This is a genomic window from Sphingomonas sp. 3P27F8 (genome assembly GCF_005502745.1).
Classification (GTDB): Bacteria; Pseudomonadota; Alphaproteobacteria; order Sphingomonadales; family Sphingomonadaceae; genus Sphingomonas.
On record NZ_SCNL01000025.1, the window covers coordinates 1 to 24,556 of the forward strand.

The 24,556-nt window shown below is 63.2% G+C and carries 22 protein-coding genes and 1 pseudogene; 10 read left to right on the forward strand and 13 right to left on the reverse strand.

The features are described 5' to 3' along the window. The 3 genes from FFS35_RS18680 to FFS35_RS18690 form a co-directional block, all read left to right on the forward strand. Positions 1-610 (forward strand): 3-hydroxyacyl-CoA dehydrogenase NAD-binding domain-containing protein (locus FFS35_RS18680; protein ID WP_249341740.1); only part of this gene is annotated, 610 nt, incomplete at its 5' end. 26 nt (positions 611-636) lie between these two features. Further along, entirely contained in the window at positions 637-1,839 is a 1,203-nt protein-coding gene (locus FFS35_RS18685) for a 3-oxoadipyl-CoA thiolase (protein ID WP_137788344.1), read from the forward strand. Between the two features lie 13 nt (positions 1,840-1,852). Continuing rightward, positions 1,853-3,076, forward strand: coding sequence for a CaiB/BaiF CoA-transferase family protein (locus tag FFS35_RS18690; RefSeq protein WP_137788345.1), 1,224 nt, complete (start codon positions 1,853-1,855; stop codon positions 3,074-3,076). A 274-nt stretch (positions 3,077-3,350) separates the two neighbouring features. Here FFS35_RS18690 and FFS35_RS18695 read toward each other — a convergent pair. Together FFS35_RS18695 and FFS35_RS18700 are read right to left on the reverse strand one after the other, a co-directional pair. Further along, positions 3,351-3,950: pseudogene (locus FFS35_RS18695) on the reverse strand (IS630 family transposase); the annotation flags it as partial. A 141-nt stretch (positions 3,951-4,091) separates the two neighbouring features. After that, positions 4,092-7,049 (reverse strand): Tn3 family transposase, encoded by a 2,958-nt coding sequence (locus FFS35_RS18700; protein ID WP_031286087.1) that lies wholly within the window; start codon positions 7,047-7,049, stop codon positions 4,092-4,094. A gap of 139 nt (positions 7,050-7,188) precedes the next feature. Between FFS35_RS18700 and FFS35_RS18705 the strand changes: the two genes are divergently transcribed. Then, positions 7,189-7,782, forward strand: a complete 594-nt coding sequence (locus FFS35_RS18705) for a recombinase family protein (protein ID WP_013039114.1) — start codon at positions 7,189-7,191, stop codon at positions 7,780-7,782. Positions 7,783-7,794: 12 nt separating this feature from the next. On the opposite strand, the gene FFS35_RS18710 is transcribed toward FFS35_RS18705, so the two are convergent. From FFS35_RS18710 to FFS35_RS18740, 7 genes are all read right to left on the reverse strand, one after another. Then, complete coding sequence (locus tag FFS35_RS18710; RefSeq protein ID WP_137788346.1) at positions 7,795-8,112, reverse strand: hypothetical protein; 318 nt, start codon at positions 8,110-8,112, stop codon at positions 7,795-7,797. Positions 8,113-8,141: 29 nt separating this feature from the next. Further along, complete coding sequence (locus tag FFS35_RS18715; protein WP_100240088.1) at positions 8,142-8,795, reverse strand: hypothetical protein; 654 nt, start codon at positions 8,793-8,795, stop codon at positions 8,142-8,144. After that, positions 8,792-9,727 carry a zincin-like metallopeptidase domain-containing protein gene (locus FFS35_RS18720; protein WP_100240089.1) on the reverse strand — a complete coding sequence of 312 codons (936 nt, stop codon included), beginning with the start codon at positions 9,725-9,727 and terminating at the stop codon, positions 8,792-8,794. Before FFS35_RS18720 ends, FFS35_RS18715 begins: the two co-directional genes overlap by 4 nt. A gap of 533 nt (positions 9,728-10,260) precedes the next feature. Beyond that, entirely contained in the window at positions 10,261-11,028 is a 768-nt protein-coding gene (locus tag FFS35_RS18725) for a heme ABC transporter ATP-binding protein (RefSeq protein WP_100240090.1), read from the reverse strand. Next, positions 11,025-12,059: an iron ABC transporter permease gene (locus FFS35_RS18730; protein WP_100240091.1), complete on the reverse strand. Its 1,035-nt coding sequence runs from the start codon at positions 12,057-12,059 to the stop codon at positions 11,025-11,027. The genes FFS35_RS18725 and FFS35_RS18730 overlap by 4 nt, the downstream gene beginning before the upstream one ends. A 35-nt stretch (positions 12,060-12,094) precedes the next feature. Further along, the gene (locus FFS35_RS18735; protein ID WP_212742235.1) at positions 12,095-13,150 is read right to left on the reverse strand and encodes an ABC transporter substrate-binding protein; all 1,056 of its coding nucleotides are present in this window, start codon (positions 13,148-13,150) and stop codon (positions 12,095-12,097) included. Positions 13,151-13,161: 11 nt separating this feature from the next. Then, positions 13,162-15,204, reverse strand: a complete 2,043-nt coding sequence (locus FFS35_RS18740) for a TonB-dependent receptor (protein ID WP_212742236.1) — start codon at positions 15,202-15,204, stop codon at positions 13,162-13,164. A gap of 166 nt (positions 15,205-15,370) precedes the next feature. Between FFS35_RS18740 and FFS35_RS18745 the strand changes: the two genes are divergently transcribed. Next, on the forward strand, positions 15,371-15,811 hold the full coding sequence (locus FFS35_RS18745) for a MarR family winged helix-turn-helix transcriptional regulator (protein ID WP_137788348.1): 441 nt from the start codon (positions 15,371-15,373) through the stop codon (positions 15,809-15,811). A gap of 48 nt (positions 15,812-15,859) precedes the next feature. Then, on the forward strand, positions 15,860-16,501 hold the full coding sequence (locus FFS35_RS18750) for a GNAT family N-acetyltransferase (RefSeq protein WP_137788349.1): 642 nt from the start codon (positions 15,860-15,862) through the stop codon (positions 16,499-16,501). Positions 16,502-17,010: 509 nt separating this feature from the next. Here FFS35_RS18750 and FFS35_RS18755 read toward each other — a convergent pair. The 4 genes from FFS35_RS18755 to FFS35_RS18770 form a co-directional block, all read right to left on the reverse strand. Beyond that, a complete protein-coding gene (locus FFS35_RS18755; protein WP_171007689.1) occupies positions 17,011-17,451 on the reverse strand; it encodes a CBS domain-containing protein in 441 nt (146 codons plus the stop codon). A 25-nt stretch (positions 17,452-17,476) separates the two neighbouring features. After that, on the reverse strand, positions 17,477-18,091 hold the full coding sequence (locus FFS35_RS18760) for an FMN-dependent NADH-azoreductase (RefSeq protein ID WP_137788351.1): 615 nt from the start codon (positions 18,089-18,091) through the stop codon (positions 17,477-17,479). A gap of 110 nt (positions 18,092-18,201) precedes the next feature. Then, positions 18,202-19,149 (reverse strand): LysR family transcriptional regulator, encoded by a 948-nt coding sequence (locus FFS35_RS18765; protein ID WP_129405259.1) that lies wholly within the window; start codon positions 19,147-19,149, stop codon positions 18,202-18,204. 79 nt (positions 19,150-19,228) lie between these two features. Further along, on the reverse strand, positions 19,229-19,837 hold the full coding sequence (locus FFS35_RS18770) for a TetR/AcrR family transcriptional regulator (protein WP_137788352.1): 609 nt from the start codon (positions 19,835-19,837) through the stop codon (positions 19,229-19,231). A 97-nt stretch (positions 19,838-19,934) separates the two neighbouring features. Here FFS35_RS18770 and FFS35_RS18775 point away from each other — a divergent pair, with 97 nt between their 5' ends. The 4 genes from FFS35_RS18775 (at position 19,935) to FFS35_RS18790 (ending at position 24,543) form a co-directional block, all read left to right on the forward strand. Next, a complete protein-coding gene (locus tag FFS35_RS18775) occupies positions 19,935-21,374 on the forward strand; it encodes an efflux transporter outer membrane subunit (protein WP_245988123.1) in 1,440 nt (479 codons plus the stop codon). A gap of 14 nt (positions 21,375-21,388) precedes the next feature. Continuing rightward, positions 21,389-22,552 (forward strand): HlyD family efflux transporter periplasmic adaptor subunit, encoded by a 1,164-nt coding sequence (locus tag FFS35_RS18780; RefSeq protein WP_100240040.1) that lies wholly within the window; start codon positions 21,389-21,391, stop codon positions 22,550-22,552. Positions 22,553-22,571: 19 nt separating this feature from the next. Then, positions 22,572-24,119 (forward strand): DHA2 family efflux MFS transporter permease subunit, encoded by a 1,548-nt coding sequence (locus FFS35_RS18785; RefSeq protein WP_137788353.1) that lies wholly within the window; start codon positions 22,572-22,574, stop codon positions 24,117-24,119. 220 nt (positions 24,120-24,339) lie between these two features. After that, a complete protein-coding gene (locus tag FFS35_RS18790) occupies positions 24,340-24,543 on the forward strand; it encodes a hypothetical protein (protein WP_062060982.1) in 204 nt (67 codons plus the stop codon). Positions 24,544-24,556: the final 13 nt, after the last annotated feature.

Here is a 24,556-nt window from a genome sequence, read left to right on the forward strand (position 1 = left end):
CGCCCACAGGATCACATCACCCTGGAAATGGCGCCACTTGAAATCCGTCATCGTTCCGTCCGTCCAATCTCCGCCAAGCATGCTCAAGCTTCACGATTTTTGCAACAGAGCCGGCAAGGGCAAGCTGATGGCAGATGCAGTTGGGGCGAGTGTAGCCAGTCTCTGCGTGGCCGAGTCGCTGGCCGACCTAGCACCGTGTACCGTGGTCGTCGAAGCTATCGTCGAAAAATTGAGGAGCAAGTGCGAGCTGTTCCAGCAGTTGGAGGCGGTGGTCAGCACCAAGTGCATCCTCGCGACCAACACGTCATCGTTGTCGGTGACAGCGATTGCTGTGTCATGTGCTCATCCTGGCCGGGTCGCCGACTTTCATTTCTTCAGTCCAGTACCGTTGATGAAGATCGTCGAAGTCATCGTCGGTCCGCTAACTAATGACGATATCGCCGATGCCCTGATCGATATCGCCCGCCAGATGGGGCATACCCCCGTACGGGCCAGCGACACCTCGGGCTTCATAATCAACTATGCTGGCTGCGGGTACCTGACTGAACCTCTGCGCCTCCTCAGTGAAACGCCCTGTGCTGCTAAGCCTTTCCCTGTTGACTACCGATAACTGACCTTTTGCTCTAGGACAAAAATATGCTTGATGCCTATCTCTATGCCGGCCTGCGTACTCCTTTTGGTCGCCAGGCAGGTGCCCTTGCCACGGTTCGTCCCGATGACCTGATCGCCAGCGTCATTCGCAAGCTCGTCGCCGACTCGCCCTTCGCAGCCGAACAGATCGAAGACATCGTTCTTGGCTGCGCCTGCCAAGCAGGCGAAGACAGCCGGAACATTGCCCGTCATGCCGCACTGCTTGCCGGTCTGCCGGCTAGCATTCCAGGCCAGACGGTAAATCGCCTGTGTTCGAGCGGCCTTGCCGCCGTGCTTGATGCCGCCCGCGCCGTAAGTTGCGGTGAAGGCGAGCTCTATATCGCCGGTGGTGTCGAGAGCATGAGCCGTGCCCCCTTTGTCGTTGCCAAGAGCGAAAGTGCCTTCAGTCGGGACTTCAAGGTTTTCGACTCGGCCATCGGCGCTCGCTTTCCCAATCCGCGCATCACCAAGCAGTACGGTGGCGATACCATGCCGGAAACGGCTGACAACGTCGCCAGCGACTTGGGGCTCACCCGCGAGGATAGCGACCGTTTTGCCGCTGCCTCGCAGGCCAAATTCGCCGCCGCCCAGGCCAGTGGCTTCCTGGCCGGTGAAATCATGTCGGTAGAAGTGTCGACCGGTCGCAAGGCGCCGCCGCGTATCGTTTCCGAAGATGAGCATCCGCGCCCTGAAAGCACCTTTGAATCGTTAGGTAAGCTGAAGGCCTTGTTTGAGGGCGGCGTTACCACCGCTGGCAATGCTTCCGGTGTTAATGACGGAGCAGTCGCCATGTTCATTGGCAACAAGGCTGTCGGTGAAAGGGCCGGCATCAAGCCGATGGCCCGTATCCTTGCTGGTGCCGTTGCTGGGGTCGAGCCGCGCATCATGGGTATCGGCCCTGCCTATGCCATTCCCAAGGCGCTGGCCCGCGCTGGCTTGACTCTGGCGGACATGGACATTATCGAGATCAATGAAGCCTTCTCGGCCCAGGTGCTCGGTTGCCTGAAGCTGCTGAACGTCGCTTTTGATGACCCGCGCGTCAATCCCAACGGCGGCGCCATTGCAGTGGGTCACCCGCTCGGCGCTTCCGGTGCCCGCCTGGCGTTGACTGCTGCCCGCGAACTGGAACGCCGCAATGGCCGTTATGCCGTTCTCAGTCTGTGCATTGGCGTCGGCCAAGGCCTAGCTGTCGTCATCGAACGCTTGTAATCAAGGAAATATCATGTCCGGAGCACTTTCCCATATTCGCGTTCTTGACCTCTCGCGTGTCCTCGCTGGTCCATGGGCTAGCCAGACGCTGGCCGACATGGGGGCTGAAGTCATCAAAATAGAACGTCCCGGCAGTGGTGACGATACTCGGGGATGGGGCCCTCCCTACCTGAAGGATCTGGCCGGCAATGACACTAGGGAAGCAGCCTATTATCTGGCTGCAAATCGTGGCAAGCAGTCCGTGACACTCAACATCTCAAAGCCAGAAGGCCAAGAGGTGATCCGTCGGCTAGTCAAGGAATGCGATGTTTTCATTGAGAACTACAAGGTGGGTGACATGGCGCGCTACGGCTTGTCTTATGATGAGCTGAAGAAGATCAATCCGCGCCTGATCTACTGCTCTATCACCGGTTTTGGCCAGACCGGGCCAATGGCCCACTTGCCTGGCTACGACTTCATCATCCAGGGTATCGGCGGTCTGATGAGCATCACCGGCGAGCGCGACGATCTGCCCGGCGGCGGCCCACAGAAGGTAGGCGTGGCGGTGGCCGACATCATGACCGGCCTCTACACGACCATCGGTATCCTCGGCGCGCTGGCCTATCGTAACCAGACAGGTGAAGGTCAATATGTGGACATGGCCCTGCTTGATGTCCAGGTGGCGACGATGGCCAATATGAACATGAATTACTTATGTTCGGGCAAAGTCCCTCATCGCCAGGGCAATGCCCACGCCAACATTGTGCCTTACCAGGTGTTCGATGCGAAGGATGGCGAACTAATCATCGCAGCCGGCAATGACAGCCAGTTCGCCAAATTGTGTGAGGTGATTGGTTGCCCGGAAATGGCTGCCGACGAGCTCTACGCTACCAACGCCAACCGGGTTCGCAATCGTGAAGTGTTGATTCCGCTCTTGCAGGAAATCTTATCCAGGCGGCGTGTTGCCGAATGGATCGCCCTTATTGAACCGGAGGGCGTGCCTTGTGGCCCTATCAATAATATTGGGCAGGTTTTCGAGCACCCGCAGGTACGTCATCGTGGTATGCGGATTGATCTGCCTCATCCAGTCGCTGGCAGCACGCCGTCGGTGGCCAACCCAATCAAGTTCTCTGGGACACCAATCGAATATACGAAGGCTCCGCCAACCTTGGGTCAACACACTAAACATGTCCTGTCGAGTATTGGGGGGCTCTCTGAATCTGAGATTCGCCAATTGATTGAAAAAGGAATTATTTGACCTATAGAGCAAGCAGAAATTTCTGCGGGTCATACGTTGATGGCGAGGAAGCTGCGGCCGAGGGGATCGATGGCAGGGAAAGCGTTATGTGGGGCGATGCTGAGAGTCGAGAGTGATCAGGCTGTACAGTATCGTTCCTCATCTCTGATTGATCACGCTCGGCCGAGGTTGGGGCCGTACTCAGGGCTCCAAACAGTGTCGAGTAAGTGCAGAGCTGTCCTCTGCGCCACACTAGCAGATTGGATCTAGTGTGGTGCGCCGATTTGTTCTGCACTTATCGCCCCACGCGTGCGAGCGCGGTCTTGGCCCGGGTGACTTTGGCGAGGATGTCGGCAGCGCTGGCGGCCCAGATAAACGGCTTGGGGTCCGTGTTGTGATTCTCAATGTACTGCGCAATGGCTTGCTCGAGATCGGCCACACTGGTGAAACTGTCGCGCTTGATTCGGTTCTCGGAGATGTCGCGGAAGAATCGCTCGACCATGTTCAACCACGAAGCGCTGGTGGGCGTGAAGTGCATGACGAAGCGCGGGTGCTTGGTCAGCCACCGCTGGACGTCGGGATGCTTGTGGGTGGCGTAGTTGTCCACGATCAGGTGCAACTGAAGGTGCTTGGGCGTCTTGCGATCGATCAGGCGCAGGAACTTTAGCCACTCCTCATGCCGATGGCGATCCTGGCACATCGAGATCACCGTGCCGTCCAGCGTGTTGAGTGCGGCAAACAGCGTGGTGGTGCCGTTGCGCTTGTAATCGTGTGTCACAGTGCCGGCGCGCCCGGGCTTCATTGGCAAGCCCGGCTGGGTGCGGTTGAGCGCCTGGATCTGGCTCTTCTCATCACAGCTGAGCACGATGGCGTGCTCGGGCGGATTGGGATATAGGGGGGCGTTTGCGGGAGGGGGCGGAATCCTACGCCAAGCTCGCCCAGATAGCCGGCGCGAGATCTTACTTGTTGCTGCCTTCTAGGGGTGACTACACGAAAGTGACGTATCTGCACGGAAAGGGCGAACGGATAGCGAACGTCACGCGGCAAGTAGGGAGTTGACGGCGCGCAGCGGTCGCAAGGCGTCCGGATCGGGTTGATCTTCAACATTCCAGCTATAGTCACCGGTCAGCGAGATATGCTCCCAGCCCAATGGCGCGATGTGGCGTGCGATTTCGTCGGCTGTGCCGATGTCCGCCAGCGCCATTTCGAGATAGCGAGTGTTCCACAAGATGATGGCGGCGACGAGCAGGTTGAGGCCGGAGGCGCGATAGGTCTGGTTCTCGAACCGACGATCGCGCAGTTCGCCGAGCTGGTTGAAGAAGAGCGCGCGGGCGAGCGCGTTGCGGGCTTCGCCTTTGTTGAGGCCCGCCTGGGTGCGCCGGCGCAGGTCGATGTCGCGCAGCCAGTCGAGCATGAAAATGGAGCGTTCGAGGCGGCCCAGCTCGCGTAGTGCGAGGGCCAGTCCGTTCTGTCGCGGATAGGCGGACAAGCGGCGCAGCATTGCCGAAGCAGTGACGGTGCCGGTGCGGATCGACGTGGCGAACCGCAGCAGTTCGTCCCAATGCGCCGCGACATGACCCAATGCGATCGGTTCGGCCGTCATGCCGGCAAGCAAGGGGCCGGATTCTTGGCCGGGAAGGAGGTGTAAACGACGCTCCTTGATGTCGCGCAGGCGCGGCGCGAAGCGGTAGCCGAAGAAGGGCATGAGGCCGAACACATGGTCCGATGCCCCGCCCGTATCGGTGTAGTGCTCCTCGATCGTCAGGCCGGTCTGGTGATACAGCAAGCCATCCAGCACATAGGGCGCTTCGCCAGCGGTCGCCGCGATCACCCGACTTGCGAAGGGGTCATATCGATCCGAGACATGGGTGTAGAAGGCAACGCCTGGTTCGTTGCCGCTGCGCGCGTTGATGTCGCCGATCGCGGCCCCACGGCCCCCGGCATGAAATTGCTGTCCGTCGCTCGACGAAGTGGTGCCGTCTCCCCACAGCGCGGCGAGCGGCATGGCGCGATGGGCGTCGATCAGCCTTCCCAACGCTTCGCCATAGGCGGCTTCGCTGATGTGCCAGTCGTGAAGATGGGCGAGCTGACGCAGACTTGCGCCCCGGCAGGTTTCCGCCATGCGTGTGAGGCCGAGATTGATGCCATCGGCGAGGATGACCGTGAGCAGCGCATTGCGATCGTCGGCTTCCCGGCCCGAACGACGATGGATGAAGCATTCGCTGAACCCGGTCCAGGCATCGACCTCCAGCAGAAGATCGGTGATCTTCACGCGCGGCAGTCGATCATAGGCGGCGCGACGGGCAATCTCGGTGGCGGGCGGTGTTGCCGCCTTCAGCGGCGAGATGATGAGACCGTTTTCGTCAAGCTTAACCTGGGGCAGCTCCCCTTGCCGTGCAAGGACCGTTACCTGCTCGATCGCCGTGTCGAGCCTGGTGCGCCGTTCCTCGATATGGCGCTCGAAATCCGTTTCGATGGCGAGCGGCAACGGCCCCTTCTCGCGCAGCGCCGCAAAGGTCGCCGGCGGTATGAGATAGCTGTCGAAATCGCGAAACTGCCGGCTTCCCGCGACCCATATATCCCCGGCTCGCAACCGCTCGCGTAGTTGCGACAAGGCGCATAGTTCATAAGCGGCACGATCAACGATGCCATCCCGCAGGACGAACGGGCGCCATGCGGGCGGCACAAAGCGTAGCGGCACGCGATCAGGCAAGCGCCGTTTGCCGGTCCGATATAGCTCCGCGATGATGGCCAGCGCTGACAGGAGCCCCTGAACCGCGCCGGCGCCGCGAAACTCGAAGGCGTTGAGAAAAGCGCCGACAAAGAGCTTCACCGTCCGATGCCGCTCGATCAATTCGGCGGTGCGATCGACGGTTTCCGGTCGCCCGAGCACTTCGGCCTGCTCGACGGCCACGGCGAAGTGCTGCCAGTCCAGCGCCTCGATCTGCGCCAGAGAATCCACGCCCTTGCTGCGCGCGTCGATGAGGAGGCGGCAAGACCCCGTGAGCGTCCGGAGGTGGCCTTGCAACTCGCGCACCGTCTTGAGGGCTTTGTCGCGGGTCCGGTTCTCGGCGCGGCGCGCCATGCTGCCCAACAGCTTGTCGAACATCGTCAGGGTGGCGTCGGTCAGGCTTTCCTCAAGCCGGATGCCGGTTGCCGCCAGCGTCGCATGGCGGCGCAGGGCATTGAGTTCGCCAAGGTGCTGGGGTGTGATGCGGCTGCCTTCGTCCGCCAGCCTGTCAAAAGTCAAAGCCGGGATCATGTCGGCACGGGCGCGATCGAGGCCCAGCGCGCGGATATAGGCGAGCCGTTCGATCAGGCGCAGGATGTTGCGCGCTGCCGGCGATTGTGGCGCATTGCGCATCCAGGATAGCCATGTCGCGACCTGCCCCGGTCGTCGGGCCAGCAAATCGTCCAGGCCCTGAAGGGTGTCAGGCAGCAGGCCATTCGTGAGCACTTCATAGGTAAGCTGTTCGGCTTGCTGGCGCGCCCGCCGCAGCACCGCTTCGAGAATCGACGGAGAAGGCAGGAGGATCTGCAGGCGCCGGAGTTCATCGACGATGACGTCTGCCATCTGGCCGGGGTGTATGATGGTCTGCGCGATTGGGACCGAGAAGGCGACAACTTCACGGAAAGCGTTGCGGTCAAAAATCCTGAACCCGTGCGATCGTCGGATTTCGACGAGATGCTCGCGACGGGTCTGGTCCCGATGGGCATAATCCGCGAAGGCTGCCGGCGCGACGCCGAGTTGCTGCGCCACATAGGCGAGCACAGGAGCGGGCGGGACTTCGCCCGCTTCCAGCGCACGGCCAGGCCATCTCATATATAGCATGAGCATCGCATAGCCGAGCCGGGTGGCATCGCCGCGACGGCGGCCGACAATTTCCAGGTCGTCGCTGGTCAGCGTATAATGACGCGCGATCTCGCGCTCATCGAGCGGCGCGCCATAATGCCTCGCCCAGATTTCCAGGCTCACCAGTCGCCGTCTCGCCAAGCATCATCTCCTTCGCTTTGCGTGTCCGTCAGACGGTCCTCTGGCGGCCAGCAGGAATATGTCCGTTAACTCTGGACCTATAACGGCGATTCGGACAAGATCAGATAATGATGGGAAAACGGACAGGATTGGGCTGCATGTGGCGTTGATCGGCTATGCGCGCGTCTCGACGGCAGACCAGAAGCTCTCACTCCAGCTCGACGCGCTGAACGCGGCCGGGTGCGACCGGATATTCGACGATCACGCATCTGGTGCAAAAGCCGATCGGCCCGGCCTGGCCGAGGCGCTCGCCTATCTGCGCAGCGGCGACACGCTGGTGGTTTGGAAACTCGACCGTCTTGGGCGCTCGATGAGCCATCTGATTGAGAAGGTCGGCGAGCTAGCGACGCGAGGTATCGGGTTCCGCTCGCTCACCGAGAACATCGACACCACCACTTCGGGCGGGATGCTGGTGTTCAACATCTTCGGCTCGCTTGCCCAGTTTGAGCGCGATCTGATCCGGGAGCGCACCCATGCAGGCCTCAAGGCCGCTCGCGAGCGAGGTCGCCCCGGTGGGCGGCGGCCAGTGGTCACACCTGACAAGCTCCGCAAGGCGCGCGAACATATCGCTTCCGGCCTCACAGTTCGCGAGGCCGCCGCGCGCCTCAAGATCGGCAAAACCGCCCTCTACAAAGCCCTCGAAGCCACGGAGAAGAACACAAAGTCCCAGCGTTCCCGGTCCGTTCGCTCTTAGCGTGCAGATAAGTCACTTTCGTGCAGTCACCCCGACAAGGGCTTCGATCGCCTCGCGATAGCCCCAGGCATCGGGATAGACGGTCGGCTCCTGCGCCAGATGCGCCATGATCGTCAGCATGTCCTCTGAAATGACCGCATCGCAGTTGCACAAGTGCAGGATCGGGAAATGGCCGTTGTCGTCGCCATTCCACCATGCCAGCAAGAAGTCGGCAACGCGGGCGGACTGGCCGGTATCGGAACGGGCAATGTCTATGAGGCGGCCAATAGCTTCGCCGACTTCCTCGAACGTGACGGCGCGGATTACGGGGCGGCGCTGGGGCGGATTCATCTATGGCTCCTTTCGGATCGTCTGCCCGATCATAGGGCGAAGGGCTCGGGGACCAACAGCGGATCGTCGATCGGCTCGACATCGCGCAATTCCACCATCGCGATTTTCTCGGCGCGTTCCGCCCCTACGGGATCGAGATAGACATAGAGATGATCCGCGAAAACGGGGCTGCACAAGCGCCAGACTACGCCTTTGCGGCCTTTGCGGCGCTCGAAACTGCCGTCATAGGATACGGACGATCCGGTGATGCGGACGCGCTGACCGATGCGCAGCCAGTTCGCGGCCGAGCGGACCAGCGCCGCCTTTTCCTCATCGCTCAAGCCCGGTCGGCCGATGCCGAAGGTCGCATTGGGATCGCGCGCGATCCGCGCCAGCTTGTCTTCCACCGGCTCGGGCTTCCAGTCCGAAACCGGGCCGGGCTTGGCCTTGTGCATATGTGTCACCGGCTTGCCCCCGAAAAGATCGGGCTGCACGCCCACAAGGCGGCGGTTGAACATCGCCTTGTGATAGTCGCGCCGCCATTGCCCCTCCGGGGTGGGCGGCTTTGCTCCCGCCCCGTCGCGCATGATCGCCATCAGTTCGTTGAACTCGGCCTCGCTGACGGTCGCGAAGTTCGGATCATAGACCAGTCGCCCCGCGACGGCCCGGCCCTCATCGGGGCCGGGGTCGTCGGGCGCGCTCACGCCGCTTCGTCCAACTGCGCGGCGCTGTCCGCGCCCATGCGGCTCAAGAGCCAATCGGCCGCATCCTGTGCGTGGCGCGCGGCGGTGAAGATCGCGCGCTTATCGTTGCGCAGGGCCTCCAGCCAGTTCGACAGATAGGCGGCATGATCCTCCCGGTCGTGGAGCTTGATGCCGATCGCGCCGCTGACGAACGCTGCCCCTAGCTCGGCCACCAACTCGTCGCGGGCATAGTCTTCGCGCTTGGTGGAAATGAGGGTCGCACGCGCCAGCCTCGTCGGGTGGCCAACGGCGTGGCAAAGTTCGTGCGCGAGGGTCGAATAATAGTCGTCGCTGGTGTGGAAGTCGGCAAATTCCGGCATGGTGACGATATCGTCGCTGGGCCGGTAATAGGGCTGTGAACCCTGATGCCGCACGGTGATGGGAATGCGGGCAAAGAGCGCATCCAGCTCGGCGTCACGCGCGTCGGGATTGGTCGCGGTGATGACTGGCGCGGGAGCGGGATATTTCGCCTCGATGCCGTCGATCTGCTCGGAATTGAAGACCGTGTAACGTTTGAGGAACGCCACCTGACGCTTGCCGTCCCCGGACCCCTGATCACCGCCCTGTCCGCCCCTGTCGGCATCCACCTCGATCTTGTTGGCATAGACGACGGTAGAACCTTTTTCGCCCTTGCGGACGCATCCGCCAAGCGCGAGGGCCTGTTTGAAAGTGAGCCAATGCGGGGAAGCAAAGCCCTTCGTCATGGCGGCAACCCAAAGGGTCAGGACGTTGATGCCGCGATACGGAACGCCGGTCGAGCGAAGCGGGATATTGGGCGCGGTGCTGCCGTTCCACGATTTCGACCAAGGCCGGGTGCCAGCCTCGATCATTGCAATCATCTGGTCGGTGATCTCCTGATACACATCGGCCCGGCTTTCGGTGATACGTCCCATGATGTCTTCCTTTCCTGTCAGGCTGAAAGCCGCTTGCTCTGCGGCATGCGGCTCTGCCTTCCGGCGAGGACGGGATGGGGAGGGGGAGCGAGAATCTACCGCTGGCGCGGGCGAGCCGCCTTAGCGCGGCCGACGCCCTGTAAGGGGCGGCGCGAGGCGCGCTTGGCGGATTACACGGGCGGTCGATTGTCGTTCGGGAACGAAAGGGCGGCTGTCCTTGGTGTTCCCCGCGACCGAGATACCCGCGTGCGGGGAAGGGAGGGCGGCAAATACGCGCGGCCTGGGCCGCACCGAAGATCCTCGACAGATCCTCTACGCCTTGGCGGCGATCTCCCGGCGCAGCTCGCCGATGACGGCTTCATACTGGAACGTGGAACCGCGCCGGCATGGTGCGGGCGCGGCGGGACTACGGCGCCGGTTTCCCGCCTTCGACGACCGCGCTTGCCCTTGCAGTGAACGATGCCGAGCGACAAGAGGCCCCTATTTCTAAATGGCTTGCGGATTTGTTGGGCTAGGCCCCCTTTCCGCGGCCATCAAATAGTCACGACAAGCGGCGTGCGGCGTGTCGGGTGATCAAGAACCAGGACGCTCTGATCATACACGTCTTCTATCGTCCCGGACGTCAAGACATCTCGGGGCGTGCCATCGGCTGCGACAGCGCCGTTCTTGAGTATTACGATCCGATCGGCATAGCCGGAGGCGAGATTGAGGTCGTGCAAGACGATGACGACGCATGCGCCCGCACGCGCCAGATCGCGGGCGGTCGCGAGCAGGGATTCCTGATGGCGCAGGTCCAGCGCGGCGGTGGGCTCGTCGAGCAGGACGATCGGGCAATCCTGCGCCAGGACGCGCGCAAAGGATGTGCGAGCGCCTTCTCCGCCAGAGAGCGAGGTGATGTCGCGCATGGCAAGATGCGCAATGTCGGCGGTCGCCATGGCGCCCGACACGATGCGCTCGTCGGCGATCGGATCGGGTGGATGGGGTTGCCGCCCCATTTCGACCACCTCGCGAACGCGGAATGCGAAGTTGATGCGATGATCCTGCACGAACATCGCCCTGCGCCGGGCTAGGCCCCGGCTGCACCATGCCGCGACCGCGTGTCCTTCGATGGCGACGCTTCCCTCGTCGGGCGGGACATCACCGGCGATGACGCTGAGCAAGGTCGATTTGCCCGCTCCGTTCGGGCCGACCAGCGCCGTCAGCGTTCCATAGGCGAGATCGAGGCTGATATCCGATAGGACCGGAGCGCAGCCCAACGTGACCGACAGGCCGCGAAGCTGGATGGCCGGCGTGGGGGTCATACACGTACCTTTGGCCGCTGCCGCTGGATCAGCCACAGGAAAAAAGGAGCGCCGATGGCCGCGGTGAACAGTCCCAGCGGTATTTCGAGCGGCGGATCCAGCGTCCGGGCGGCCGTGTCCGCGATCACGATAAGCAGGGCGCCCAGAACCGCGGCGACCGGCAACAGCCAGCGATGACCCGGCCCGATCATCAGGCGCACGATGTGCGGAATGACCAGCCCCACGAACCCGACCGCACCGGCGAAGGCGACCGCCGAGCCGACCAGCAAGGCGCCCAATACGATCAGCAGCAGTCTGACACGGTGCACGTCCACGCCCAGATGACGCGCCTGCCGCTCGCCAAGGGCAAGCAGGTCCAGCGGCCGCGCGAGCGTGAGCAGACCGATGAGGCCGATGACGAAGGCGGGAAGCGCTGCCGCCAGCTCGGGCCAGCTCACGCGCGCCAGCGAACCCATTTGCCAGAAGATCAGCTGTTCGAGCTGCGTGCTGTCGGAGATATAGGTGAAGAAGCCTGTCGCGGCGGCGCAGGCCGCTCCGATCGCTATGCCCACGAGCAACATCGTCGTCGTCGCGCCCGACCGATCGCCGCGCGCCAGAGCATAGATGATTGCCGTCGCGAGGCACCCGCCGGCAAAGGCCGCGACCGTGATCGTCCAGCGGCCCAGCATATCCGCCCCGACAACGATCGCGGCAACCGCGCCCAGCGAAGCGCCGCTGGACACGCCGATGACACCCGGATCGGCGAGGACATTGCCGAACAGGCCCTGCAGTGCCGCGCCGGCGACCGCCAGGCTGGCACCTACGACGCAGGCCATCAGGATGCGAGGCAGGCGCAGATCCCACACCACGGCGATGTCCCGGCGGGAAAGGTCACCGGAGTCGGCCAGCCCGAGCTGTGCTGCGACGACATGAACGACATCGCTTGCCGGAAGCTTGAGCGGCCCGATAGCGAATGAGCCGAGAATGGCCGCGGCGAGCAGGACGATGGCTGTCAGCAGGACGGCAAACTCGGCCCCGCGCGAAGCCGACATGCGGCCTCGCCGCAGGCCGCCGACTAGCCTTCCGATCATTCGAAATCCAGGGCAGCGAAGGCGCGCGCGAGGGCCACGACGCCAGCCCCGGAGGCGATGCCCCCCGTCTTGAGCTGCAGGTCCGGCATGATGAAGACGCGGCCGTCGATGATCGCCGGCGTCTGTGCCAGCGTCGGATAGCTTTTGAGCAATCCTTCCTCGCCGCCGAACGTCTTCAGATCGGTCTCGGTCATTACGATGACTTCGGGTCCGGCCTGCACCATGCCCTCCGGGCTGAGAGGGGATGCCCCCTTCACGCCGATCTCGGTGCCGATATCGGTTCCACCCGCGATGGCGATCAGCCGCGAGGAAGGCGCGCCGACCCCGAGCACGGCGGGATGGCCCCCGGCTCCCGTCGCGGACAACTGGATCACACGCGGCTTGCGGCTGACGGTCTTCGCGATGGCGGCGGCTTGCGCATATTGCGCCTCGACCTTGCGCGCGAGTTGTTCGCCCGCATCGGCAAGGCCGATGGCGGCGGCGATCCGCCGGATCCTGGCCGGGGCGGGTTGCCCGCTGTCGATAACGATGGCCGGCGTGCCGGCGGCACGCAGCTGCGCGGAAAGCCGGCTATGGCGTTGCGAGCTGTTTCCGAAGAACACTGTGCCCTTCAGGCTCAGCACCCCTTCGGCGCCCGTGGCGCGGTTGAGGAGGTAGCGATGCCGCGCGCCGCGTCCCGTTTCGGTTGCCGATTCCTTCGGCGCGGCGAAGATATCCGAAGAACGGCCGAGGGCATCGAACATCTCGATGATATCGTCTCCGCCGGCTATCGTGCGCGACGTGTCGCGGATCTCCACGGTCACGCCGTCGTCGCCCCTGGCGGCGACCGGCAAGCGCTGGACCCCGGGATTTTCAAGTCTGGCGACGTCCTGGCCGGCCAAGCGGCTCCATCCTTTGGGCAGGCTCGTGGAGACCGCCTCGCTCTTGTCCGCATCCGACCGGGCGGCATCGCCGCAGGCCGAAAGCCCAAGGGCCAGCGACAAGGCAGCGGCAGACGACAGCGCTGCCTTCATGCGCGTCCCCCCGGTCGGGAATCGAGGCAGCCAGATCATGGGCATCCCTTTCAGAAGCGGAACGTCGCGCCCACCCACAGGCGCCGGCCCTCGTTCACCGTGTTGTAGGTCGCCTCATCGAGCTTCTTGTCGGTGACATTCTGGATCGCAGCGTTGATCAGGACGCCGTTGGGCATCCGGTACGAAGCGCCGATGTCGGCGGTGAAATAGTCGCCATAGCGGCGAACGATCCGGCCATCGGGCGTGGTGATGGGGGTTCCCGCCGATCCCAGTCGCAGCGCCGCGTTGATTTCGGAGCCATGATACCATCCCACGGCATAAGCGGTGATCGCCTCCGTGGGTGTCCACTCGAGCCGGCCGTTCGCCATGTGCTTCGGCGTTCGCGCCAGCGGATAGCCGACATAGTTGCCGCTCCGCTGTTTGCTATCGGTGAAAGTGTAACCGCCCCGGAGCGAAAGCTGATCCCATGGCTTCCACCGGAAGTTCGCCTCCACCCCGCGCACCCTGGCCTTGTCGACATTGACCCATGACCAGAGGCGATAGCCCGGGTCTTCGCTCCACCGGATGAAATTGCCGTTGGCGTCGATCTGCTGGACGTCGACGACCTTGTCGCGGAAGTCGGTATGGAACAGCGTCACACCCCCGCTGAGGCCGCGCTTATTGTCATAATGCGCATTGATCTCGTAGCTGGTGCTCTTTTCCGGCTTGAGGTTGGGATCGCCGACGATAACGCCGCAGGTGCCGTTCACACCATAGGAACAGCCTGCGCCGCCGGTGGTATAGGCATAGCCCGGTGCGATCTGGCGGATTTCCGGTGCGCGAAAGCCCGTCGTCACGCCGCCCTTGAGGACCAGGCCGTCAATAGCCTCCCACACCACATAGGCGCGCGGCGTCCAGTGCGAGCCATAGATATCGTGATCGTCCAGGCGCACGCCGCCGGTAAGGCTGAGCCGATCGGTGACATAAAACTCGTCCTCAACGAACACCGCTTTCTGGGTGATGGAGAAGCGTTCGTCGAGCCCGGTTCGCGCCCCGGGATTCTGATCGATCAGCCGCGTGTTGTTCCATTGCCCGCCGACCACCAGCGTGTTGCCGGTGAAGAGCGGCATCGAAAAACGCAGATCGGCGACACGGTTGCGAACATTGGGCGCACGGGTGCCGGCGACGAACGCGCCCGAGGCGGCATTGCGCGAATAGATGTAGCGCTGCGTCTCTTCCTGCTGGATCGAAAGCCAGAGCTTTTTGTCGCCGAAGCTGCCGTCATACCAGGCTGCATAATGATCGCGATCGTTCGTGTTATAGGTATCGGCGGCGGTGGCCGCCAAAGTCTTGCCGCCGCTGTTCTCGCGGCGCACGCGCTGGGTGCCGGCCTCCAGCACCATCTCATGGCCGGGTGCGAGCCGGACCGCGACACGCCCGGTCAGATCATAGTCCTTCGCGCCGTTGAGGCCGTTCAGGATGCTGGTCTCTTCGCGATTGTAGCGCCGGCCCCACATCTGGACCCCGAGAGTGTCGGAGGCGACCGGACCGGCGAGATAGAACTGACCCTGGTAATTGTCGCCGTACCGCCCATGCTCCTGCAAGGTATAGTCGAAGCCGAGCGATCCGCCCCAGCGGTCCGGGATCTTGCGGGTGATGATGTTGATGACACCGCCCATCGCATCGGAGCCATATAGCGAGGACATGGGACCGCGCACGACCTCGATCCGCTCGATGGCTTCGACAGGCGGCATGAAGCTTTGCTCGAAGCCGCTATTGCCGTTGGTGCGGCTATCGCGCGAGCTTTGCCGTCGACCGTCGACCAGGATCAACGTATAGGCGCCCGGCAGGCCGCGGATGAAAATGTCCTGCTCGTTGGCGGTGCCCGTGACGGACACGCCCTCGATGTTGCGCAATGCATCCGTGAGGTCACGAAACGGCGCAATTTCCAGTTCCTCGCGCGGCACGACGGAAATCGAGGCGGGCGCGCGCAGGATATGCTGTTCAAAGCCGGCGGCGGTTACCACGATCTCGCTCGCTTCGCTGTTCGAGGTGCGGGTCTGGGAACGAGGCTCAGCGCCGGGATGATCCTGGCCAATGGCCGGAGCCGCCATCGACGCCAACGCGATTATCGAGCATGCCTGAAATTTCACCTGTAACCCCCGTTCACCCAGTTTGGAGCAGATCATGCCTCATTCCACTATTGCGAGGCATTATCATCAGCGTTTTGATGGGTTAATCAGTTGACTTTTGTCAACCCTTTGCTGAAGAGATTTTTCGATGGATGATGAGCTGACCCGGCTTTTCCGGGCCATAACGACGGGATTTCACAGCCGGCTCGAACAACTGCCGGCGCACGAACTGCTTCAGCTTCCGCTATTCCAGGCGCGGCTGTTCGGTGCGATCGGCCGAAATCCGGGAGTGACGCAGCAGGCTCTCGCCAAGGGCACGGCACGCGACAAGGCGCAGGTGGCACGTGCGATCGCGGAACTGGAACGCCGTGGTTTCGTGAGCAAGGCGGCGCATGAATCCGACTGGAGGGCCCATGGCCTGTTCCTTACCGAAGAAGGCGGGCGCATCTGGGCCATCGCGGAGCACCAGCGCCGCGATCTGGTCGCGGACACTTTCAAAGGCCTTTCGCAGCAGGAAAAGGGCGCCTTGCGCGACATTTTGGAGAAGATCGTCGTCAGATTGGAGTCTGGAGGCGATACGGGTAGCTGACAGGGGTACGCCCTCTGCCAGGAGGCAGTGGCATAGTGAGCGCGTGAAATGGCGAACATTCACGGTATCGATCCGCAGACCTTATATGCATGGCTGTCAGCCCGGTCGGTCGCGCGCGGGCTGCCTTTGCCGGTCCCCGAACATGGCGGCTTCCGTGTCGATACCAATTCGGACGCCGAAGTCGCGCGTTGGGTGTTTCCCGCTGTGGTGGCCGGTCTTGGAGACCTTGCCCGTTCGATTAGCAAGCCTCGTCACGTCCTGAAGCTCTGCGGCACTTGCGACGAACTGCGAGCATGGCTTCCGATTGGGTGGACGATTCACGCCCCGCGGTACTTCATGCAGGGCGCCGGCAAGCCTCCCTTCAGGCATCTCCCTTGCGGGTATACGATCAAGATCAGCCGGGTCGACATGGTGTTGGAGGCACGCATCTTCTTTGAGACAGGCGCGCTCGCGGCAAGCGGTTACGCGGTAGAAACCGGGGACATCTGTATCTACGATCGGATCGTCACCGAGCCTGACCATCGCCGGAAGGGCCTGGGACACGCACTCATGCGGGCACTGCACGACGCTCGGCGGCACGTCGGCGGCATGGAACTTCTCGTCGCCACGCAAGACGGGCAAGCCCTCTATTCGACGCTGGGATGGGAGACGATCTCGCCATATTCAACGGCCTCGATCGTCGAGCCGTAACGTCGGCGTTTGACGCCAGCCTCACCGGATGATGATCGATGGGACGAGACGGGGCGCATGTCCTTCATCCCGCCCGGTGCAATTGCGTATGCTTACAGTAAGAGACGATCGATTTCTGCGATCTGCGTGGGGTCAAAGCCCGCGTTCAACACACGCGCGCGCTCGGCCTCTTGCGGTACGCCCCGAGTTAAGCGAACCACAATCGCATAGCGCCGAAGGGCTTCCAACCGGGGGTTCGCCAAAGCGAGCTGGGGGCGACGCCCAAAAACCAGGGCGGAAAAGCGGCCCTGTTCTTTCGCTTGTGGCAAAGGATCATGACGGGACAGGGCTATGACCGCCAGTTCGATCCTGGTGAGCGTGTTGCTCCCCGGAAGCAACACCCCCTTTGACAGCGCTTCGTGGCCGACGGAGGTCGGGGCCGATCGGCCCTTCAATTCGATCGGATGTTCGGCGAGGGACCCTTCCCCGACATCCGCTGCGCATATGGTTTCTCGCAGAGACACGGCAAATCACGAGGATGCGAGCTTGGCTCGGGCAATATCGTGAAGCACAGCGTTTTCGTCCGCCATTTCCTGAAGGCGGGATGCAACGATGTCGCCGATGCTCAGAAGGCCGATGATGCTGACATCGCGGACGATCGGCACGTGACGCATCTTCTGGCGCGTCATGATCGTCATCACATGGTCGATCCGGTCATCGACAGATGCCGACGGCGGATTGCGGACCATGATATGCTGGGCCTCGAACATGGCGAGCCCAGGGCCATGCTTGCGAAGGGCGTGGACGATCTCGCGCTCGGACAGGATACCGGCAAGCTTTCCCCCGTCCAGGACAACGACCGCGCCGATATTTTCCCTGCACATAAGCTCCACGACCTGATCGACGGACGTCTCAGGGGTCACGGAGAAAAGAACATCGCTTTTCGATTTCAGAAGTTCGTCAAGGATCATGTCCATCATCCCATGGCAGCGCCGCTCAGCCGAGCGGCAGCGTGTCGATCAATTCTTCAGCGGATCCGATGGCCTTCTCGCGGAAGTCGTCGCTGATGACTGTGCCTTCGGCCCTGATGAAGGTGAGATCGGTGACGCCGAAAAAGCCGAAGACCGCGCGGAGATAGGGCTCCTGGTGATCGATGGACGCTAGAGCGGTTTCCGGGCCATAGAAGCCGCCGCGCGTGGAGACGATGAACAGCTTCTTGCCCTCCACGAGCCCAACCGACCCGGTCTCGGTATAACGGAAGGTCTTGCCCGCCACCGCAAGGCGATCGATCCAGGCCTTCAACTGGCTGGGGATCGTAAAATTGTACATCGGAGCGCCCACGACGACGGTGTCTGCGGCCAGGAACTCCTCGAGCACCTCGGAGCTAACCGAAAGGTCTTCCTCCAACGGCGCGCTGTGCTGTCCCGGTTCGGCAAACTGCGCCTGGAGATAGGCGGGAGAAAGATGGTGCAGCGGACTGCGTGCCAGGTCGCGATATACGACCGAGACGTCGAACGCTTCGGTCGCGTAGCGCCGGGTCAGCCGAGCGGTGAGCTGTCGGCTGACGGAGTTTCCCGAAGTAATGCTCGAATCGACGTGCAGGAGGCGCATTGATAATTCCCTTATTGCGGCTTCGATGTGTTCTATTGCCCGCATCTTCGTGCCAGTAGTGCGCGCCTGATCGACACAGCGTTGCCGCAGGAGCGACGCTGTCGCCTCCGTCAAAATCCGACGATATGGGTGATGCTGGTGTTTTGCGGGAGCGCCCGGTGGCGAAATCCCGAGCATGCGAACGAGCCGGCAAGGTGATCGATCAGCGCGCGAACCGAGGGAAGCATGCCGCGGCGGGTCGTGAAAAGCAGTTCGATCTTTTGCTCAACACCTTGCCAGGCGGGAAGCATCTGAACCAGCGTGCCACGCCTGAGTTCGGCCACGCACAACGGCTCGGGCAGAAGCGCGATGCCCAGTCCTGCGATCGCGGCGTCCCGCACAGTTTCCGCGTCGGCGCAGACAAGTTTCGGTGTGTGGTCAAAGGATTCCCGTTTCCCGTCCGGCCCAACCAGAGTCCAGCGCCTATGGTCTGGTCCAATGCCCGCAAGGGTCGCAAACCGGCCAAGATGCGCCACTATAGATGGCGCATCACGAGCAATCAGCGCCGGCGCACCCACGAGGCGCGTCGGCGTCGTGCCGAGCGTCCGAACAACCAGGGACTCCTCCGTTCGCGCCCCGGACCCGATACGCAGCGCAAGATCGATTCCGTCATCGATCAGGTTCAGGGGGCCGTCAGCGATCTGCAGGTCGACCCGGACATCGGGATAGGTCTCCATGAAACGGACCAGAGCCTGCGACGCAAAGGATTTGGCGAGGCCCAGAGGCCATGCGACGCGAATGCCACCCGTCACCTTGCCCAGCGAATGGGCGGCGGCCGTGTAGGCTTGGTCGGCATTGGCGAGGATCGCTTCGCTGCGGTGATAAACTTCCAGGCCGATGTCGGTGACCCGAAAACTCCTCGTGGACCGCTCAAGCAGCCTGCATGCCAAGGCGCGTTCCAGTGCTGCGACCCGCTTGCTCAGCCTGGTCTTCGCGATCCCGGTTGCGCGTTCGGCCGGAGCAAACCCGCCATGGCGGACGACATGGGCGAACAGAACGTAGTCGTCGAGTTTCGGCATGACCTAGGCGCACGCGCCGATTTTGAGCGGCACGCGGCAATCGACGCCGGAAAGTGAAAAGGTAGCCAAGGACATCGCGCTACTGCTCGCCTCCCGCGCATCGATAGGCCCGCAGGAAGGCTTCCACGGCAGCGGCCACCGCCTCTTCGGCCACGAACCAGGGCTGAGCTCCATATAAGAGCGGTTCTATGAACCCGGTCTCGAGCAGGCCTTTGAGGTGCGCCGCCGCGACGCGCGGGTCCGCCGGGCGCAGCACGCCCGTTTCCTGTAGGCGTGCGATATACTGGCTCATGGCGTCCCATCCGCCCTCGGCGCCCAGTTGGTAGAGGATGGCGCCCAGCCTGGAGCTTCCCCCTTCGGCAATGGCCGCGCGCAACATCGAGATCGTGTCGGGCGCTGTGAGCATCGCCAGAAGGGCGTTGCCGAAAGTGCGCAGCGCCAGTCCGACATCGGGCTCGGAGACATCGAGCAATGCGATGGTTTTCTCCGCCTGCTCTTCCATGGTCGCCATCATGACGGTGGCGAACAGCTCCTCCTTCGATTTGAAATAGCCGTAGAGCGTGCCCTTCGATCCACCGATCCGCGCGGAAATCATCGCCATGCTCGCATTGGCATAGCCGGTTTCGCGAAAGACTTCGGTCGCGACATCCAGGATCGCGTTGCGACGCGCGTCCGTCCTTACTCTCATCTGCCCTCTCTTTCTCGTACAGACTTGTACGGTTTTGGATTGACACGTGCAAGAGGGTGCACATAAATGACCGTCCTGTATGGTTTAGGGGCGAAACATGGTTCCATCGCATATCGGTGCACGGCACGGGATGACCGCGGGGATGGTCGCCCTTGCGACGGTTCTTGCGCTGAGCGGTTGCGCCACCCTGCCGCAGCCGCGCGACTTGCCACCGATCGCGTCGGTGGAAAACCTCGCCAGTTCCGCCAGCTTTTCAGCGCCTGAAGTCTCCTGGCCTTCGGACCGCTGGTGGGAGGGCTTCGGCGATCCCCAACTGAACACGCTGATTGCCGAGGGTCTGGTGGGTGCGACCGACCTGCGCGTCGCCGAAGCCCGGTTCGCTCGCGCCGAGGCGCTGGTTAGCGAGACGCGCAGCCGCTTGCTGCCGTCGCTAGGCGCGAATGCAGAAGCCGGCGCCACCAAGCAGAGCTACAATTATCTGATACCGGAAGCGTTTTCGCCCAAAGGTTGGCCCGACTACGGGCAGGCTACGCTCCGCCTCGATTGGGAGCTGGACTTCTGGGGACGGAATCGGGCGGCGCTTGCAGCGGCGCGATCCGACGCCAGGGCTGCCGGCGCGGAGGCTGCGGCTACCCGGCTCGCGGTGTCGGCCGGGGTCGCCAGCGCCTATGCCGATCTTGCCGCGCTCTATGCCGAGCACGATGCTGCCGAACACGCGCTCGAAGTGCGCCGCCGCACATTGGACCTGATGCAGGGTCGAAAGGTCGAGGGGCTGGAACATGATGGCGCGGTGGAGCGCGCCCGATCCGCGCTGGCGGCCGCCCAGGGCGATCTGGCCGCGCTGGACGAAGCGCTCACGCTCAACCGGAACCGGATCGCGGTGCTGATCGGGGCCGGTCCCGACCGGGGGCTGGTTATCGCGCGCCCGGCCGCAATGGTTTCCGGTAGCTTCGGCCTGCCGGTCAGCTTGCCTGCCGAACTGATCGGACGGCGTCCCGACATCATCGCGGCGCGGCTGCGGAGCGAAGCCGCCGCGAGCCGTATCAAGGAAGCACGCGCGGCCTTCTATCCCAACGTCAATCTGGCCGGCCTGATCGGCCTGCAAGCCCTCGGCATCGACAACGTGTTCAAATCGGGGTCCGAGTTCGGGACCGCCGGCCCGGCGCTCAGCTTGCCGATCTTCGATGGCGGGCGTTTGCGCAGCCGGCATCGTGCGGCAGAAACCGATTATCAGGCCGCCGTCGCCCAATATGACGGCGCGCTTGTCCAGGCGCTGCGCGAAGTGGCCGACGCCGCGGCCAGCCAGCGTGCGCTCGGCGAGCGGCTCGACCGGGCGGCCCAAGCCGAACGTGCGGCAGCGGCGGCGTGGACGGTGGCCAACAATCGCTATCGCGGCGGCCTTGCCACCTTCCTGGACGTGCTGGTCGCCGAAGACGCGCTCATCACGAGCCGGCGCACGCTCGCCTCCCTGAAAACCCGTGCTTTCGTCCTCGATGTCGCCCTCATCCGCGCGCTCGGCGGCGGCTACCGTTCTTGAAGGAAATCCGAGCCATGTCCGAGCCGACCCTCACCATCGACCATAACGCCCTCGCCGCCGGACCGGACAGTGCCGCGGATGACGCGGCACGCAAGGGCAAGCGCAAGCGGTTGTTCATCGGCCTTGCCGCCACCGTCGCCGTTCTGGGAGGCGGATATTATGCCTATGATGCGCTGATCGCGTCGCGCCACGTCGAAACCGACAACGCCTATGTCGGGGCGAATGTCGCACAGGTGACGCCGCTGATCGGCGGGCCGGTGCGCGACGTGCTGGTGGACGATGCCTTGCCCGTGAAGCGCGGGGACATACTGGTCAGGCTCGACGATACCGATGCGAAGCTTTCCCTGGCGCGGGCGGAGGCCGAACTGGCGCTGACCGAACGGCGTGTGCGCGGCCTTGCCGCCAACGACACCGGCCTCGGCGCGCAGATCGCGGCGCGCGCCGCTGACGAAACGCGCGCTGAAGCACAGCTTGCGGCCGCGAGGGCGGATCTCGACCGAGCGCGGATCGACCTGAGGCGGCGCGAGGCGCTAGCTGCCTCCGGCTCGGTCTCGGGCGAGGAACTCACTATCGCGCGCAACGCCCACAGCACCGCGCTCGCCAATCTCAAGGTCGCCGAGGCGGCCCGCGCCTCGGCAACCGCAAATCGCACCTCCGCAATCGGCAGCCGCGATGCGAACCGGGCGCTGATCGAGAACACCACCAACGCCACCAATCCCGAGGTGCTGGCCGCCCGCGCCGCCCGCGATCAGGCGCGTGTCGATCTGGATCGCACCGTCCTGCGTGCGCCGGTCGATGGGATCATCTCGCGCCGCCAGGTACAGGTCGGCCAGCGGGTGCAGCCCGGCGCCATGTTGATGATCGTGGTGCCGATCCACGCGACCTATGTGGACGCCAATTTCAAGGAAGGGCAGCTCCGGAAGGTCAAGCCCGGCCAGCGGGTCAAACTGACCTCCGATCTTTACGGCGGCAGCGTCCAATATGACGGCACGGTCGTCGGCTTCTCGGGCGGCACGGGCTCGGCGTTCGCGGTGGTGCCTGCGCAGAACGCGACGGGAAACTGGATCAAGGTTGTCCAGCGCCTGCCCGTGCGAATCAGGCTCGATCCCAAGCAGTTGCAGACGCATCCGCTGCGGGTGGGCCTGTCGATGACGGCCGACATCGACGTTTCCAACTGATCGGGCGGAGTTTCCTGCCATGGCCGACGCCGTGACCCGCAATAAAAGCTCTGTCGCCGGGCCATTGACCGGGACGAAACTGATCCTCGCCGCGATCCTGATCGGTATGGGCAATTTCCTGGTCGTGCTCGATACGACCATCGCCAATGTCTCGATCCCCCACATCGCCGGTTCGCTCGGCGTGTCGGTGACGCAGGCGACCTGGGTGATCACATCCTATGCGGTGGCCGAGGCGATCACCGTGCCGCTCAGCGGTTGGCTCGCGCGTCGCTTCGGTGGGCAGCGCGTCTTCATCAGCGCCTATTTGGCCTTCGCGGTGCTGTCGCTCCTTTGCGGCCTGTCGGGCACGCTCGGAATGTTGATCGCGGGGCGCGTGCTGCTCGGGCTCGCCGGCGGCATGATCATTCCCCTGTCGCAGACGCTGCTGCTGCGCATTTTTCCGCCCGAGAAAGCCGCCGTGGCCACGATCATCTGGGCGATGACGACCACCGTCGCCCCGATTGCCGGGCCTATCCTCGGCGGCACTTTGTCCGACAATGTTGGCTGGGAGTGGATCTTCTTCATCAACGTGCCGATCGCGGCCGCCGGGGGCTTGGGTTTGCTGTACCTGTTTCGCGGGCAGATCGAGACAGTCATCAAGGGCCACATCGATATGGTCGGCCTCGCCTTGCTGGTCATCTGGGTCGGCGCACTGCAGATCATGCTCGATGAGGGGCGCAATCACGACTGGTTCGCGGCAACGGAGATTCAGATCCTAGCCGTCATCGCTGCGATCGGCTTCGCCGCCTTCCTGATATGGGAACTCACCGAGAAGCACCCGATCATCAACCTGCGCATATTCAGGCATCGCGGTTTTGTCGCAAGCGCCATGACCTATCCGGTCGCATTCGGCGCCTTCTTCGCCACGGTCGTGCTCATACCCCTCTGGCTCCAGCAGAATATGGGCTACACCGCCACATGGGCGGGTTATGCGATTGCGTTCAATGGCATCTTCGCCGTCCTGACATCGCCCATCATCGGCAAGGCGGCCGAAAAGATCGACCCCCGCCTGATCGTTTCCATCGGCCTCATGGGGCTGGGTCTCATCTCCGTCTACCGCATGGGCTTCACGCCCGACATGACCTTTCTCCAGATGGCATGGCCGATGCTCATGACCGGGCCCTTCCTGATGATGTTCTTCATTCCCATGACGGGGATTTGCATGGCCAGCGTGGACCGGGAGGAGCAGGCGGACGCGGCCGGCATCTCCAATTTCATGCGGACTCTCGGAGGCGCGTTCGCCGCATCGCTTGTCCAGACAGGATGGACAAGCGCGGCGCGGCAGAACCAGACCGAGCTGGTCGGCGCCATGACGCAGGGCCAGGCCACGATCGATGGGATGATGGCGGATGGCATGTCGCACGAAAGGGCGACCGCCATGCTGTCCGGAATGGTCGAGGGCCAGAGTGTGATGCTGGCGACGCTCAACATGTTCGCGGCGATTGCCATGTGCTTCGCATTGGGCGCTGTCCTGATCTGGTTTGCTCCCAAACCCAAGGGACCAATCGACATGAGCGGGGGGCATTGATGCGCGAAATCCGCGTCTTCACCACGCGACGACCAGAATGCCTTGGTGGGATCATGAGCGAAAGGAGAGGACTGCCCATGATCCTGCCGCCTGTCTGCCGGCCATCATCCCCGCCCCCGATGCGGCCTCGCATGCCCCAGCTTGGCCGCGGCCGGCAGACAGGCCCCCTTTGCCGCTCGACGGGCATTCCGATCCGGTCCCCACTTGCTGCGGAGACTCTATGACCGATCCTCATGCCGACCATCTGAGCTACTATGAAACGCGGGCGCATCAGGAGCGCGCAGCAGCCGAGACCGCGGCGACGCCCGAGATCGCCTCGCGCCATCGCTTCCTTGCGGTCGAGTACGAAGCCGAGGTGCGACGAATCCTCAAGGGAAGAGAGGCGCTTCGACGGCAAGAGGATGCCGGGCGGAGCCCGCTGTGAGGAGATCCTGCCT

What these genes read in the sequence shown, in the direction of transcription:
- FFS35_RS18780 (WP_100240040.1), top strand. Translation starts at nt 21,389, where the DNA reads ATGTCCGAGCCGACCCTCACCATCGACCATAACGCCCTCGCCGCCGGA.
- FFS35_RS18760 (WP_137788351.1), bottom strand. Translation starts at nt 18,091, where the DNA reads ATGCGCCTCCTGCACGTCGATTCGAGCATTACTTCGGGAAACTCCGTC.
- FFS35_RS18755 (WP_171007689.1), bottom strand. Translation starts at nt 17,451, where the DNA reads ATGATCCTTGACGAACTTCTGAAATCGAAAAGCGATGTTCTTTTCTCC.
- FFS35_RS18750 (WP_137788349.1), top strand. Translation starts at nt 15,860, where the DNA reads ATGGCGAACATTCACGGTATCGATCCGCAGACCTTATATGCATGGCTG.
- FFS35_RS18690 (WP_137788345.1), top strand. Translation starts at nt 1,853, where the DNA reads ATGTCCGGAGCACTTTCCCATATTCGCGTTCTTGACCTCTCGCGTGTC.
- FFS35_RS18730 (WP_100240091.1), bottom strand. Translation starts at nt 12,059, where the DNA reads ATGTCGGCTTCGCGCGGGGCCGAGTTTGCCGTCCTGCTGACAGCCATC.
- FFS35_RS18735 (WP_212742235.1), bottom strand. Translation starts at nt 13,150, where the DNA reads ATGATCTGGCTGCCTCGATTCCCGACCGGGGGGACGCGCATGAAGGCA.
- FFS35_RS18785 (WP_137788353.1), top strand. Translation starts at nt 22,572, where the DNA reads ATGGCCGACGCCGTGACCCGCAATAAAAGCTCTGTCGCCGGGCCATTG.
- FFS35_RS18790 (WP_062060982.1), top strand. Translation starts at nt 24,340, where the DNA reads ATGACCGATCCTCATGCCGACCATCTGAGCTACTATGAAACGCGGGCG.
- FFS35_RS18725 (WP_100240090.1), bottom strand. Translation starts at nt 11,028, where the DNA reads ATGACCCCCACGCCGGCCATCCAGCTTCGCGGCCTGTCGGTCACGTTG.
- FFS35_RS18710 (WP_137788346.1), bottom strand. Translation starts at nt 8,112, where the DNA reads ATGAATCCGCCCCAGCGCCGCCCCGTAATCCGCGCCGTCACGTTCGAG.
- FFS35_RS18740 (WP_212742236.1), bottom strand. Translation starts at nt 15,204, where the DNA reads ATGGCGGCTCCGGCCATTGGCCAGGATCATCCCGGCGCTGAGCCTCGT.
- FFS35_RS18745 (WP_137788348.1), top strand. Translation starts at nt 15,371, where the DNA reads ATGGATGATGAGCTGACCCGGCTTTTCCGGGCCATAACGACGGGATTT.
- FFS35_RS18765 (WP_129405259.1), bottom strand. Translation starts at nt 19,149, where the DNA reads ATGCCGAAACTCGACGACTACGTTCTGTTCGCCCATGTCGTCCGCCAT.
- FFS35_RS18720 (WP_100240089.1), bottom strand. Translation starts at nt 9,727, where the DNA reads ATGGGACGTATCACCGAAAGCCGGGCCGATGTGTATCAGGAGATCACC.
- FFS35_RS18685 (WP_137788344.1), top strand. Translation starts at nt 637, where the DNA reads ATGCTTGATGCCTATCTCTATGCCGGCCTGCGTACTCCTTTTGGTCGC.
- FFS35_RS18770 (WP_137788352.1), bottom strand. Translation starts at nt 19,837, where the DNA reads ATGAGAGTAAGGACGGACGCGCGTCGCAACGCGATCCTGGATGTCGCG.
- FFS35_RS18775 (WP_245988123.1), top strand. Translation starts at nt 19,935, where the DNA reads ATGGTTCCATCGCATATCGGTGCACGGCACGGGATGACCGCGGGGATG.